A 14,640-nucleotide genomic window follows, 5' to 3' on the forward strand; every position below is an offset into this window, starting at 1 on the left:
TAAGGAATCGTACCCCAAACCGACACAGGTGGTCGGGTAGAGAATACCAAGGCGCTTGAGAGAACTCGGGTGAAGGAACTAGGCAAAATGGTACCGTAACTTCGGGAGAAGGTACGCTCTCGACGGTGAAGTCCCTCGCGGATGGAGCTATTGGGAGTCGCAGATACCAGGTGGCTGCAACTGTTTATTAAAAAACACAGCACTGTGCTAAATCGTAAGATGACGTATACGGTGTGACGCCTGCCCGGTGCCGGAAGGTTAATTGATGGGGTTAGACTTCGGTCGAAGCTCTTGATCGAAGCCCCGGTAAACGGCGGCCGTAACTATAACGGTCCTAAGGTAGCGAAATTCCTTGTCGGGTAAGTTCCGACCTGCACGAATGGCGTAATGATGGCCACGCTGTCTCCACCCGAGACTCAGTGAAATTGAAATCGCTGTGAAGATGCAGTGTACCCGCGGCTAGACGGAAAGACCCCGTGAACCTTTACTACAGCTTGGCACTGAACATTGACCCTACATGTGTAGGATAGGTGGGAGGCTTTGAAACCGCGTCGCTAGATGTGGTGGAGCCGTCCTTGAAATACCACCCTTGTAGTGTTGATGTTCTAACTTGGCCCCATTATCTGGGGTGAGGACAGTGCCTGGTGGGTAGTTTGACTGGGGCGGTCTCCTCCCAAAGAGTAACGGAGGAGCACGAAGGTGGGCTAATCACGGTTGGACATCGTGAGGTTAGTGCAATGGCATAAGCCCGCTTGACTGCGAGAATGACAATTCGAGCAGGTGCGAAAGCAGGTCATAGTGATCCGGTGGTTCTGAATGGAAGGGCCATCGCTCAACGGATAAAAGGTACTCCGGGGATAACAGGCTGATACCGCCCAAGAGTTCATATCGACGGCGGTGTTTGGCACCTCGATGTCGGCTCATCACATCCTGGGGCTGAAGTCGGTCCCAAGGGTATGGCTGTTCGCCATTTAAAGTGGTACGCGAGCTGGGTTTAGAACGTCGTGAGACAGTTCGGTCCCTATCTGCCGTGGGCGTTGGAAGATTGAAGGGGGCTGCTCCTAGTACGAGAGGACCGGAGTGGACGAACCTCTGGTGTTCGGGTTGTCATGCCAATGGCATTGCCCGGTAGCTAAGTTCGGAATCGATAACCGCTGAAAGCATCTAAGCGGGAAGCGAGCCCTGAGATGAGTCTTCCCTGACACTTTATGTGTCCTTAAGGGTTGTTCGAGACTAGAACGTTGATAGGCAGGGTGTGTAAGCGTTGTGAGGCGTTGAGCTAACCTGTACTAATTGCCCGTGAGGCTTAACCATACAACACCAAAAGGGTTTTTGTGGGACTCAAACTAGAACATTGAATGTGTAAATAGAACGAAAACAGCTTTCCGAATTAAATCATAGAGTCGTATGACTTTATGATGAAGAATTTGCTTGGCGACCATAGCGTTGTGGACCCACCTGATTCCATGCCGAACTCAGAAGTGAAACGCAACTGCGCCGATGGTAGTGTGGGGCTTCCCCATGTGAGAGTAGGTCATCGCCGGGCTTTATTTCTGCACTTGCTTATGAAATAAGCAAGTCACCATAAAACTTTAAAAAAGCTTAGAGTTTTATGTTGACTTTCAAAGCAGAAAGCGTATTATACGCGTCCTGCCTAAGTGCTAACGCACTGAAAGCAAAGCTCTTTAACAATATAAACCTATCAATCTGTGTGGGCACTCGTTGATGATAATCAAATTAGATGTTTCTTTCTTAACGGAAAGCGGTATCAAATTAGGTTTCAATGAAACGAAGTGACCAACGAGTCGAAAGGCTCAGCACAGTCAATTCAAACATTACTTTATGTAATGTTCAGTATTCATTGAGCCGACAAAATCTTAAATTGAAGAGTTTGATCATGGCTCAGATTGAACGCTGGCGGCAGGCCTAACACATGCAAGTCGAGCGGTAACAGAAAGAAAGCTTGCTTTCTTTGCTGACGAGCGGCGGACGGGTGAGTAATGCCTAGGAAGTTGCCCAGTAGAGGGGGATAACCATTGGAAACGATGGCTAATACCGCATACTCTCTTCGGAGCAAAGCAGGGGACCTTCGGGCCTTGCGCTATTGGATACGCCTAGGTGGGATTAGCTAGTTGGTGAGGTAATGGCTCACCAAGGCGACGATCCCTAGCTGGTCTGAGAGGATGATCAGCCACACTGGAACTGAGACACGGTCCAGACTCCTACGGGAGGCAGCAGTGGGGAATATTGCACAATGGGGGAAACCCTGATGCAGCCATGCCGCGTGTGTGAAGAAGGCCTTCGGGTTGTAAAGCACTTTCAGCAGTGAGGAAGATGGTGTAGTTAATAACTGCATCATTTGACGTTAGCTGCAGAAGAAGCACCGGCTAACTCCGTGCCAGCAGCCGCGGTAATACGGAGGGTGCGAGCGTTAATCGGAATTACTGGGCGTAAAGCGCATGCAGGTGGTGGATTAAGTCAGATGTGAAAGCCCGGGGCTCAACCTCGGAAGGTCATTTGAAACTGATTCACTAGAGTACTGTAGAGGGGGGTAGAATTTCAGGTGTAGCGGTGAAATGCGTAGAGATCTGAAGGAATACCAGTGGCGAAGGCGGCCCCCTGGACAGATACTGACACTCAGATGCGAAAGCGTGGGGAGCAAACAGGATTAGATACCCTGGTAGTCCACGCCGTAAACGATGTCTACTTGGAGGTTGCGGTCTTGAACTGTGGCTTTCGGAGCTAACGCGTTAAGTAGACCGCCTGGGGAGTACGGTCGCAAGATTAAAACTCAAATGAATTGACGGGGGCCCGCACAAGCGGTGGAGCATGTGGTTTAATTCGATGCAACGCGAAGAACCTTACCTACTCTTGACATCCAGAGAACTTAGCAGAGATGCTTTGGTGCCTTCGGGAACTCTGAGACAGGTGCTGCATGGCTGTCGTCAGCTCGTGTTGTGAAATGTTGGGTTAAGTCCCGCAACGAGCGCAACCCTTATCCTTGTTTGCCAGCGAGTAATGTCGGGAACTCCAGGGAGACTGCCGGTGATAAACCGGAGGAAGGTGGGGACGACGTCAAGTCATCATGGCCCTTACGAGTAGGGCTACACACGTGCTACAATGGCGCATACAGAGGGCGGCCAACCAGCGATGGTGAGCGAATCCCAAAAAGTGCGTCGTAGTCCGGATTGGAGTCTGCAACTCGACTCCATGAAGTCGGAATCGCTAGTAATCGTAGATCAGAATGCTACGGTGAATACGTTCCCGGGCCTTGTACACACCGCCCGTCACACCATGGGAGTGGGCTGCAAAAGAAGTGGGTAGTTTAACCTTCGGGAGGACGCTCACCACTTTGTGGTTCATGACTGGGGTGAAGTCGTAACAAGGTAGCCCTAGGGGAACCTGGGGCTGGATCACCTCCTTATACGAAAGATTATTGCGATGAGTGTTCACACAGATTGATATGGTTTGTATGTAAGAGTAAAGAATCTACCAGATGGGGCTATAGCTCAGCTGGGAGAGCGCTTCGCTGGCAGCGAAGAGGTCTGCGGTTCGATCCCGCATAGCTCCACCATCTTTAAGGGTTTTTTCTTAAGAATCTTTAAAGATGGTTTTTTATTCCCTAAAAAGAATGAAACCTTGCTCTTTAACAATTTGGAAAGCTGACGAATAACATGTGATTCATGTTATTCATTAAAAGTTCTCAAATCCTAAACTTTCTTTGAAACATAAGAGATTTAGGTACCAACACACATTCAAGTGTTCTTGGGAATAACTTTCGAGTTATTCATATTTGAGTCCGGCAATTATCAGTCTCAATCATGTTTAAATAAATTGAGACACCTTTAGTGTTGACCATACAAAACTCTTTTGGGTTGTATGGTTAAGTAACTAAGCGTACACGGTGGATGCCTTGGCAGTCAGAGGCGATGAAGGACGTATTAACTTGCGATAAGCGTAGATAAGGCAGTAAAAGCCACTTGAGTCTACGATTTCCGAATGGGGAAACCCACATGCATAAGCATGTATCATTAACTGAATACATAGGTTAATGAGGCGAACCGGGAGAACTGAAACATCTAAGTACCCCGAGGAAAAGAAATCAACCGAGATCCCGAAAGTAGCGGCGAGCGAAATTGGGTTAGCCCTTAAGCTTTTATTGCGTCAGGTGAAGTGTCTGGAAAGGCACGCGATACAGGGTGATAGCCCCGTAACCGACAGCGCAGCATAAGTGAAATCGAGTAAGGCGGGACACGTGATATCCTGTCTGAACATGGGGGGACCATCCTCCAAGGCTAAATACTCCTGACTGACCGATAGTGAACCAGTACCGTGAGGGAAAGGCGAAAAGAACCCCTGTGAGGGGAGTGAAATAGAACCTGAAACCGTGTACGTACAAGCAGTAGGAGCACCTTCGTGGTGTGACTGCGTACCTTTTGTATAATGGGTCAGCGACTTATATTCAGTGGCAAGGTTAACCGTTTAGGGGAGCCGTAGGGAAACCGAGTCTTAACTGGGCGCTCAGTCTCTGGATATAGACCCGAAACCAGGTGATCTAGCCATGGGCAGGTTGAAGGTTGAGTAACATCAACTGGAGGACCGAACCGACTAATGTTGAAAAATTAGCGGATGACTTGTGGCTAGGGGTGAAAGGCCAATCAAACCTGGAGATAGCTGGTTCTCCCCGAAAGCTATTTAGGTAGCGCCTCGGACGAATACTACTGGGGGTAGAGCACTGTTAAGGCTAGGGGGTCATCCCGACTTACCAACCCTTTGCAAACTCCGAATACCAGTAAGTACTATCCGGGAGACACACGGCGGGTGCTAACGTCCGTCGTGGAGAGGGAAACAACCCAGACCGCCAGCTAAGGTCCCAAATTATTACTAAGTGGGAAACGATGTGGGAAGGCTTAGACAGCTAGGATGTTGGCTTAGAAGCAGCCATCATTTAAAGAAAGCGTAATAGCTCACTAGTCGAGTCGGCCTGCGCGGAAGATGTAACGGGGCTAAGTAATAAACCGAAGCTGCGGCAATGCAATTTATTGTATTGGGTAGGGGAGCGTTCTGTAAGCCGTTGAAGGTGGACTGTAAGGTCTGCTGGAGGTATCAGAAGTGCGAATGCTGACATGAGTAACGATAAAGGGGGTGAAAAACCTCCTCGCCGGAAGACCAAGGGTTCCTGTCCAACGTTAATCGGGGCAGGGTAAGTCGACCCCTAAGGCGAGGCCGAAAGGCGTAGTCGATGGGAAACGGGTTAATATTCCCGTACTTCTTACAATTGCGATGGGGGGACGGAGAAGGCTAGGTGGGCCTGGCGACGGTCGTCCAGGTTCAAGTGCGTAGGCTTGAGAGTTAGGTAAATCCGGCTCTCTTTAAGGCTGAGACACGATGTCGAGCTACTACGGTAGTGAAGTCATTGATGCCATGCTTCCAGGAAAAGCCTCTAAGCTTCAGATTGTAAGGAATCGTACCCCAAACCGACACAGGTGGTCGGGTAGAGAATACCAAGGCGCTTGAGAGAACTCGGGTGAAGGAACTAGGCAAAATGGTACCGTAACTTCGGGAGAAGGTACGCTCTCGACGGTGAAGTCCCTTGCGGATGGAGCTATTGGGAGTCGCAGATACCAGGTGGCTGCAACTGTTTATTAAAAACACAGCACTGTGCTAAATCGTAAGATGACGTATACGGTGTGACGCCTGCCCGGTGCCGGAAGGTTAATTGATGGGGTTAGACTTCGGTCGAAGCTCTTGATCGAAGCCCCGGTAAACGGCGGCCGTAACTATAACGGTCCTAAGGTAGCGAAATTCCTTGTCGGGTAAGTTCCGACCTGCACGAATGGCGTAATGATGGCCACGCTGTCTCCACCCGAGACTCAGTGAAATTGAAATCGCTGTGAAGATGCAGTGTACCCGCGGCTAGACGGAAAGACCCCGTGAACCTTTACTACAGCTTGGCACTGAACATTGACCCTACATGTGTAGGATAGGTGGGAGGCTTTGAAACCGCGTCGCTAGATGTGGTGGAGCCGTCCTTGAAATACCACCCTTGTAGTGTTGATGTTCTAACTTGGCCCCATTATCTGGGGTGAGGACAGTGCCTGGTGGGTAGTTTGACTGGGGCGGTCTCCTCCCAAAGAGTAACGGAGGAGCACGAAGGTGGGCTAATCACGGTTGGACATCGTGAGGTTAGTGCAATGGCATAAGCCCGCTTGACTGCGAGAATGACAATTCGAGCAGGTGCGAAAGCAGGTCATAGTGATCCGGTGGTTCTGAATGGAAGGGCCATCGCTCAACGGATAAAAGGTACTCCGGGGATAACAGGCTGATACCGCCCAAGAGTTCATATCGACGGCGGTGTTTGGCACCTCGATGTCGGCTCATCACATCCTGGGGCTGAAGTCGGTCCCAAGGGTATGGCTGTTCGCCATTTAAAGTGGTACGCGAGCTGGGTTTAGAACGTCGTGAGACAGTTCGGTCCCTATCTGCCGTGGGCGTTGGAAGATTGAAGGGGGCTGCTCCTAGTACGAGAGGACCGGAGTGGACGAACCTCTGGTGTTCGGGTTGTCATGCCAATGGCATTGCCCGGTAGCTAAGTTCGGAATCGATAACCGCTGAAAGCATCTAAGCGGGAAGCGAGCCCTGAGATGAGTCTTCCCTGACACTTTATGTGTCCTTAAGGGTTGTTCGAGACTAGAACGTTGATAGGCAGGGTGTGTAAGCGTTGTGAGGCGTTGAGCTAACCTGTACTAATTGCCCGTGAGGCTTAACCATACAACACCAAAAGGGTTTTTGTGGGACTCAAACTAGAACATTGAATGTGTAAATAGAACGAAAACAGCTTTCCGAATTAAATCGTAGAGTCGTATGACTTTATGATAAAGAATTTGCTTGGCGACCATAGCGTTGTGGACCCACCTGATTCCATGCCGAACTCAGAAGTGAAACGCAACTGCGCCGATGGTAGTGTGGGGCTTCCCCATGTGAGAGTAGGTCATCGCCGGGCTTTAATTTTATTTTCACTTTTTCAAAAGTGAAGACAAAAGATGGACACTTGCGAAGGCGAGTGATACCACTGCGGAGTGGTAGTTCAGTTGGTTAGAATACCGGCCTGTCACGCCGGGGGTCGCGGGTTCGAGTCCCGTCCACTCCGCCACATATTTTGAGCTTCTCCATTGGAGAATCAGAATAACAATAATATTTTAGGGGTGTAGCTCCAATTGGCAGAGCAGCGGATTCCAAATCCGCGTGTTGGGAGTTCGAATCTCTCCACCCCTGCCATTATTTAAGGCTCTAACAGAAATGTTAGAGCTTTTTTGTATCCGCAACATCTGTAGCTAAAATTGGTGGAGCCGTGGATTCCCCCGTACTTTCAAAGAATGGCGCGTGTTGGGAGTTCGAATCTCTCCACCCCTGCCATTATTTAAGGCTCTAGCAGAAATGTTAGAGCTTTTTTGTATCCGCTAAATCTGTAGCTAAAATTGGTGGAGCCGTGGATTTCTCCACTTGCAAACAATGGCGCGTGTTGGGAGCTTCTCGACCGAATCTCCTGAGTGCCAGCTCAGATCTCCCTGCCATCACTTAAGGCTCTAGCAGAAATTTTGGTATTCTCTAAACCCGTAGCTGCAACTGGCAAAGTTTCGGATTCTTTCGTATTTTCAAAAAATAGTGCTTGTTTGGCTTTAGTTCGGAAGCAGCCCGTGTAAATGTCTCCAATTCCTTCATTATTTCCCTTTCTAGTAGAAATGCTTAACTTAGCTCTCTTTCAAAGTAATAGGCGTAGAGGAATTGCTGTTCTGATAGTACTTGAATTATCGAAAAGAATTCGAATAAAAATTTAGAGGCACTAGATTGGTTGGTGAATAGAGAATATTTCTGAGTGAAGTATACTGTGGCTAAGAAAAATGACACCCATAAACGGGTGTCATTGGCTATTTAATAAGGAGGGTTGCAAGCCCTAAGAAGGCTGATAGTCCGACCACATCAGTGACTGTTGTAAGGGCCATTCCTCCGGCAAGAGCAGGGTCTATTTTCATCTTCTTAAGCATTATAGGTAATGTCACTCCAGCGATACCAGCAACTAACAAGTTGGTTAACATTGCTGCCGAAATAATGCTACCGAGTAACCAGCTTCCTTTCCATAGAATAACTATTCCACCGATGATTAGAGCCCAAAGGACACCGTTGAGAAAGCCAATTGCGGCTTCTTTGTAGAGCAGTTGCTTTTTGTTACTGTCACCGATTTGACCAAGTGCTAAACCGCGAATTACAAGTGCTACTGTTTGGTTGCCTGCAACCCCGCCCATTGATGGAACGATAGTCATCAGCACCGCAATGGCTGCCATTTGATCTAGTGTTGCTTCAAAGAGGTTTGATACAGAAGCAGCGGCTAGTGCAGCGAGTACATTTGCTCCCAACCAAACACTTCGTTTTCTAGCAGACTTAATGACCGGTGCAAAAGTATCTTCATCGTCGTCCATACCTGCTAGGCTCATCATGGAGTGTTCTGCATCTTCGCGTATTACATCAACTACATCATCGATAGTTATTCGGCCAACTAGATATTGGTTCTCGTCTACCACAGGCGCTGAAATCCAGTTTCTACGCTCAAATAGGCTAGCAACATCAGAGTCCTTTGTATCAACAGAAATCGCATCATCAGCATTTTCCATCACATCGCTAACTTGAACATCCGGTTGAGAGGTTAACAGTGTTGATAATGTCAAATGCCCCATTAAGGTGCTGCTACCATCAACAACATATAAACTGTCTGTGGCTTCAGGTAGCTCACCTTTAATTCTTAAGTACCTTAGAACAACATCTATATCGACATCACTACGTATTGTAATGACGTCGGTATTCATTAGCCCGCCAGCGGTGTCTTCTGGATAGGACAGAGCCGTTTCAACACGTAGCCGATCGGCAGCATCCATCTGAGCTAATACTTCTCGTGAAAGCTTGTCAGGAAGGCTACGTAGAACATAGGCTAAATCATCGGTGTCCATGCCTTCAGTTGCTTCGGCAAGCTTCTCTGGAGGCATCTTAGAGACTAAGGCATCTTTAACTTCTTCATTTAGCTCATCGAGAATTTCGCCATAATCTTCATGGTCGGTGAGCTGCCAAAGGATTTCACGGATCTTACGTGGAGAGGCTTCCAACAAAAGAGCAATATCTTCAGGTTCCATATCCTGAAGTTGACGACGAACATGGACAAATCGTCCGTTTTCTAGTGCTTTTGTTATTTCTTGGAGGGTTAGGTGAGCTTGGTCAAACTCTATTTGCTCCGCCATTTGTTCCTCCTGAACGAATTATTGTTTTATCTAAGAAATGGTAACTCAATTCTAGTTACGGTTTAATTAAATCTTATGACGGGTTGGTGGGTTACTCGTAACTACTCTTCTTCATCGAACTTATGTTCGATCAAATCACATACTGCTTGCAGAGCTGTCTCTGCATCATTGCCATCTGCAGTTATAGTGACGTTTTGTCCTTGAGCAGATTCAAGCATAAGTAGCCCCATTACCCCATCTGCAGTAGCTTCTTTGCCTTCTTGATTTTGAATGGTAACAGTAGAATCAAAAGACTGAGCGAGTTCTACCAATTTAATTGCTGCTCTGGCATGAAGTCCAAGTCTGTTTTGGATCAAAACGGTTTTGCTGCACTGCATACCCATAACTCTAAGATAGTTGCTTTTCTAATGTCGTATGATGGATTTGTACTTGGTGTCCCATATCCATGAAGTATTCACCGATTTGCTGTGTCAGATAAACTGAGCGGTGTTTACCACCCGTACAGCCAATAGCTACAGTTAGATAGCTTCGGTTGTTTTTCTCTAGTAACGGCAACCACTGCTCTATGAAGCGTTGGATTTGAACTCTTAGCTTGATAACTTCAATGTGGCATTCCAAAAATGTTTTGACGGGTGCATCTAGGCCGGTAAGGGGTCTCAATTCAGGTTGCCAATGTGGGTTAGGTAAAAACCTCACATCGAAGACGTAGTCTGCGTCTTTCGGTAGACCAAACTTAAAACCAAACGATTGAAATACAATAACTAACTTTTGTCTTTGTTGCCCTTCAACATACATGCGAACATTTTCGCTTAGATCGTGTAAGGACTGATTGGAGCTATCAATCACAATGTCGGCGTTTTGTTTTAGAGGAGCAAGTATATCTTTCTCTAGCTCGATGGCTTGTGACAGAGTTAAATCGGCTTCGGTGAGCGATAAAGGGTGTAATCGGCGTGTTTCGCTATAGCGCTTTAGAAGAGTGTCTTCAGTTGCATCTAAGAATAGAATTTCAGTATCGCTATCTTTTTTGAGCTTATCTAGCAGCGCTGAAACTGATGTCGGATCTTTCGGTAAGTTTCGAATATCAATACTTACAGCAACATTCTGCTTACTGGTTTTGACAGAATTTACAAAGGACTTAAATAGATCGACAGGGAGGTTATCAACGCAGTAATAACCGATATCTTCTAGGGCTCGCAGTGCTACGCTTTTCCCCGCCCCAGATTGACCGCTCACAACAATTAATCGCATGGTGTGGTTCACTCGTTGATGATGATGCTATAAAGTTCTTGATCGCTTTGTGCATTGCGTAATTGCTTAAGGACACTCTTGTTGTTCAGCCTTTCTGCCATACAAGAGAGAGTTTTTAAATGTTCCTTACACTGTGCATCGGGTACGAGCAAAGCAAACAGTAAATCAACGGGACGATTGTCAATAGCGTCAAACTCTATCGGCTCATCACATTGCATCAATACAGCGATTGCTTCGTCGCTAGATTTCATTCTCGCATGTGGTATCGCAATCCCATTTCCAATACCTGTGCTGCCCATTTTCTCTCGGCTGAGCATGCATTCGAATAGCTCGGTAGGATCTTGGCCAGTATGCGACGCTGCGATCTCACTGATCATTTCTAGTGCGCGCTTTTTACTGGTGCAATGGACTGCACTTTTTGTGCAGTCCAATGTAAGTACTTCACTGATTTGCATAGTTAATGACTACTTAACTTCTCTTTATGTTTATTCAGCTGACGAACAAGCTTATCTACGAGCGAATCAATGGCTGCGTACATATTTTCGTCATCCGCGGTTGCGTGAATATCGCCTTGGTTCACATGAAGGGTAGCTTCTGCTATTTGGCGGACTTTTTCAACTCGTAATACGACGTGAACATTATTTATATGGTCGAAAAAGCGCTCTAGTTTTTGAAACTTTGAGTTCACATAGTCTTGCATTGACTCGGTTAGATCAACATGATGGCCGTTTATATTAATTTGCATAGACTTTCCTTCTTTGTTGTAGGGCCTACAAAAGGCGTTTGCGCTGACTGGAAGGGGCGATACCTAAGGACTCTCTATATTTTGCTATGGTACGCCTTGCTACCTGAATCCCTTGTTCAGCTAAGAGTGCTGCAATTTTACTATCACTTAGAGGTTTAACTGAGTTTTCAGCCGCCACTAATTTTTTGATCAGAGCTCGAATTGCAGTTGATGAACATTCTCCTCCGTTATCAGTACTTACATGACTAGAGAAGAAGTACTTCAATTCAAATATCCCTCTTGGAGTATGCATAAATTTCTGAGTTGTCACGCGTGAGATAGTTGATTCGTGCATGTCCACAGCAAGAGCAACATCGTTTAATACCATTGGTTTCATCGCTTCTTCTCCATGCTCGAAGAAGTCACGTTGATGCTCAACGATACACTTAGCTACTTTCAAAAGTGTTTCGTTGCGGCTTTCTAAGCTTTTTATTAGCCATTTCGCTTCTTGTAAGTTAGTGCGAATGTATTGGCTGTCTGCGCTATTGCCCTTACCCAATGAAGCATACTGTTGGTTAACTTTGAGCTTTGGAACGCTGTCTGGGTTAATGGTCACTACCCATTTACCATGATCTTTAAAAACAGAAACGTCGGGAATTACGTACTCAGCATGTTCTGAGGTAATTCTGTTACCTGGGCGTGGATCAAGTTGCTGAATCAGTGTGAGAGCTTCTTTGAGGTCGGCTTCTTTCAGCTTCGAGTCTTTGATGATCTGTTTGTAATCTCTGTTACCAAGTTGATCGATATGATCGCTGAGGATCAGTTTTGCTTCTACTAACCATGGCGTGTCTTCAGGGAAAGCTGCCAATTGCAATAACAAACAATCTTGTAAATTCGCAGAACCTACACCAACAGGATCAAACTGTTGAATTCGCTTGCGTACGGCTTCAATTTCATCAAGTTCTATTTCTTCATCGTCGAAACTGTCCAGAATATCCTGAGTAGAAACCGTTAAATACCCGTAGTCATCAATAGCGTCGATGATAGCAAGAGCGATAGTGCGATCAGTTTCGGAAAAAGGAGTAAGGTCGAGTTGCCAAATTAGATAGTCTTGTAGAGATTCCGTGGTTTCACCTTGATAAATAGGCGTGTCATCATCAAGAGCAATGCCAGTACTACCGGTGTTCGCACTGTAGACGTCATCCCAGGTAGTATCTATTTCAAGTTCATTGGAAAGTTCGGATTTTTCGATTAGCTCTGAGCTATCCTTGGCTTCAACTTCTGTGGCTTCAATTGTTTCAGCGGATGCTTCTTTTTCTTCGGTGACGGGTTTGTCTTCGTTTTGAGATGATTCTTCGTTAGCTTCTTCAACATCTAGTAGTGGATTTGAGTCTAGCGCGTCTTGAATTTCTTGTTGAAGATCTAGCGTTGACAATTGCAGCAAGCGAATTGCTTGTTGCAACTGAGGAGTCATCGCTAACTGCTGTCCTAGCTTGAGTTGTAATGAAGGTTTCATTAACTAATTTTGACCTTTTATTCTACTAATATCTCGCTGCTCTCTGTTTAATCATAGACGGAATTGTTCGCCGAGATAAACTTGTTTTACTTGATCATTGTCGAGAACTTCCGATGGCGTTCCTTCGGCGATCAAGTGTCCTTGGCTAACGATATAAGCTTTTTCACACACATCAAGAGTTTCGCGCACATTGTGGTCGGTAATCAAGACTCCGAGGCCACGATCTCTTAAATGTTCGATGATCTTCTTAATATCGATAACAGATATTGGATCTACACCGGCAAAGGGTTCATCCAAAAGTATGAACTGTGGATTTGCCGCTAAAGCTCTGGCGATTTCAACACGTCTACGCTCACCACCAGATAGTGCCATACCAGCACTGTGACGAATGTGTTGTATATTGAATTCTTCCAACAAATCTTCCAGCTTGTCCTGTCGCTGTTCTCGCGTCAGCTCTTTACGTGTCTGGAGAACGGCCATGATATTGTCTTCCACAGACAATTTACGGAAGATAGAAGCTTCTTGAGGAAGATAGCCAATGCCCATACGTGAGCGACTATGCATAGGGAGAATACTGATGTCTTGATCATCAATGCTGATTTTGCCTTCGTCACGCGCAACCAGCCCAACAATCATATAAAACGATGTGGTTTTACCTGCACCGTTTGGACCAAGCAAACCGACTATTTGTCCAGACTCTACTTGGATACTTACATCAGAAACGACTTTTCGATTCTTATAGCTTTTTGCTAAATGCTCTGCTTTTAATAGGGCCATAATTAATTTTTCTGACTCTGACTCTGGTCCTGAGTTTGATTCTGATTTAGTGTTTGCGGCTGTATGACAGTCGAAACGCGGTCACCTTTGTTGGTGCCATCGGCAATCAAGGTTTGGGAAGATATCTTATAACGGATCTTATTACCTTTGATAACACTGTCATCTTGTGCAAGAACGCCATTGTCAATCATGGTTAATTGGTCATTTGCCAAACTGTAGTACAGCTCGTTTGCTTCACCGTGTAGCGTTTTACCGTCATCGGTAAGCTGGGAAAAGGTAGCGGGCTTGCCGTAACCTTCAATTTCTTTAATAGCACCTGTCTTAGCATCTCGATAAACAACGACTTTATCGGCATTCATGTTAATGCTGCCTTGCTTAAGCTTTACATCGCCTAGAAATGTCACCATATGGCTCTGCATATCAAGCTGTTGACTGTCTGAGTCAATATAAACTGGTTGGTCGCGATCTGTAGATAGTGCAAAAGCATTAGCTGAAAGCATTAAACAGGCAATTAAACTAACGTGTGAGATTTTCATATCGACCTTGTACATTGTTATATAAAACGGCGTTATGATCGGCAAAGTTGCCTTTCATCGCTTGTCCTACCGTTCGAAATTGTGGGCCCACCATTGTTACAGGGGTTTCTGTCCAGAAGTCTCGCTTAACGACTTGGATGTACAGCTCTGCGGTGGAGAACGTATCAAATGCTGATTTTGGCAATAGGTTTTTTGCTAACACATTTTGTTCTAGCTTCAAAACATGGTCTTTATCAAGAATGCCTTTATCAGCCGTCACTTGCCATTCTTGTACTTTGCCATTTCTATAAATCTTTAATACTGGGTGATCAAAATAGGTATCACCACTTTTTTGATAATACTCCAAATGTTTTGAAGTAATAATGTAGCTTAAAACACCTTTATCACCGTAGGAGTCATTGACTATATTATCTCCAGTAAACATTGGCAATTCAGCATTTGGAGCGATTTGCGCGTTGTTGGCCTGCTCTTTATCAAACAGGTAGTACGCAGACCATAGCGCGATAAATACCAATAGCGTGTATATAACACGAGACAATCTCATACACTTTG

General features: G+C 46.1%; 9 protein-coding genes, 3 tRNA genes and 5 rRNA genes. 8 read left to right on the plus strand and 9 right to left on the minus strand.

Going from position 1 to position 14,640, the window contains the following annotated elements:
* From L7A31_RS06710 to L7A31_RS06745, 8 genes are all read left to right on the plus strand, one after another.
* Positions 1-1,314, plus strand: a 23S ribosomal RNA gene (locus L7A31_RS06710); the annotation flags it as partial.
* Between the two features lie 116 nt (positions 1,315-1,430).
* A 5S ribosomal RNA gene (rrf, locus tag L7A31_RS06715) occupies positions 1,431-1,546 on the plus strand.
* 333 nt (positions 1,547-1,879) lie between these two features.
* Positions 1,880-3,424: ribosomal RNA gene (locus L7A31_RS06720) — 16S ribosomal RNA — on the plus strand.
* A gap of 74 nt (positions 3,425-3,498) precedes the next feature.
* A tRNA-Ala gene (locus L7A31_RS06725) sits at positions 3,499-3,574 on the plus strand.
* Positions 3,575-3,881: 307 nt separating this feature from the next.
* A 23S ribosomal RNA gene (locus L7A31_RS06730) occupies positions 3,882-6,771 on the plus strand.
* Positions 6,772-6,887: 116 nt separating this feature from the next.
* A 5S ribosomal RNA gene (gene rrf, locus L7A31_RS06735) occupies positions 6,888-7,003 on the plus strand.
* A 73-nt stretch (positions 7,004-7,076) separates the two neighbouring features.
* A tRNA-Asp gene (locus L7A31_RS06740) sits at positions 7,077-7,153 on the plus strand.
* A 48-nt stretch (positions 7,154-7,201) separates the two neighbouring features.
* Positions 7,202-7,278 (plus strand) — tRNA-Trp (locus L7A31_RS06745).
* Positions 7,279-7,928: 650 nt separating this feature from the next.
* Here the strand turns inward: L7A31_RS06745 and mgtE are convergent.
* From mgtE to lptC, 9 genes are all read right to left on the minus strand, one after another.
* The gene (mgtE, locus tag L7A31_RS06750) at positions 7,929-9,287 is read right to left on the minus strand and encodes a magnesium transporter (RefSeq protein ID WP_237360772.1); all 1,359 of its coding nucleotides are present in this window, start codon (positions 9,285-9,287) and stop codon (positions 7,929-7,931) included.
* Positions 9,288-9,388: 101 nt separating this feature from the next.
* Positions 9,389-9,664: an HPr family phosphocarrier protein gene (locus L7A31_RS06755; protein ID WP_237360773.1), complete on the minus strand. Its 276-nt coding sequence runs from the start codon at positions 9,662-9,664 to the stop codon at positions 9,389-9,391.
* Positions 9,665-9,674: 10 nt separating this feature from the next.
* Positions 9,675-10,535 carry an RNase adapter RapZ gene (rapZ, locus tag L7A31_RS06760; RefSeq protein ID WP_237360774.1) on the minus strand — a complete coding sequence of 287 codons (861 nt, stop codon included), beginning with the start codon at positions 10,533-10,535 and terminating at the stop codon, positions 9,675-9,677.
* Positions 10,536-10,543: 8 nt separating this feature from the next.
* Entirely contained in the window at positions 10,544-10,990 is a 447-nt protein-coding gene (ptsN, locus tag L7A31_RS06765; RefSeq protein WP_237360775.1) for a PTS IIA-like nitrogen regulatory protein PtsN, read from the minus strand.
* A gap of 2 nt (positions 10,991-10,992) precedes the next feature.
* Positions 10,993-11,280 carry a ribosome hibernation promoting factor gene (hpf, locus tag L7A31_RS06770; RefSeq protein ID WP_237360776.1) on the minus strand — a complete coding sequence of 96 codons (288 nt, stop codon included), beginning with the start codon at positions 11,278-11,280 and terminating at the stop codon, positions 10,993-10,995.
* A gap of 25 nt (positions 11,281-11,305) precedes the next feature.
* The gene (locus tag L7A31_RS06775; protein WP_237360777.1) at positions 11,306-12,775 is read right to left on the minus strand and encodes an RNA polymerase factor sigma-54; all 1,470 of its coding nucleotides are present in this window, start codon (positions 12,773-12,775) and stop codon (positions 11,306-11,308) included.
* A 51-nt stretch (positions 12,776-12,826) separates the two neighbouring features.
* Positions 12,827-13,552 carry an LPS export ABC transporter ATP-binding protein gene (gene lptB, locus L7A31_RS06780; protein ID WP_237360778.1) on the minus strand — a complete coding sequence of 242 codons (726 nt, stop codon included), beginning with the start codon at positions 13,550-13,552 and terminating at the stop codon, positions 12,827-12,829.
* A 2-nt stretch (positions 13,553-13,554) separates the two neighbouring features.
* Complete coding sequence (gene lptA, locus L7A31_RS06785; RefSeq protein WP_237360779.1) at positions 13,555-14,088, minus strand: lipopolysaccharide transport periplasmic protein LptA; 534 nt, start codon at positions 14,086-14,088, stop codon at positions 13,555-13,557.
* Positions 14,069-14,632, minus strand: a complete 564-nt coding sequence (gene lptC, locus L7A31_RS06790) for an LPS export ABC transporter periplasmic protein LptC (protein WP_237360780.1) — start codon at positions 14,630-14,632, stop codon at positions 14,069-14,071. Before lptC ends, lptA begins: the two co-directional genes overlap by 20 nt.
* Between the last annotated feature and the right edge of the window lie 8 nt (positions 14,633-14,640).

This window comes from Vibrio marisflavi CECT 7928 (genome assembly GCF_921294215.1).
In the GTDB taxonomy this organism is placed as follows: domain Bacteria; phylum Pseudomonadota; class Gammaproteobacteria; order Enterobacterales; family Vibrionaceae; genus Vibrio; species Vibrio marisflavi.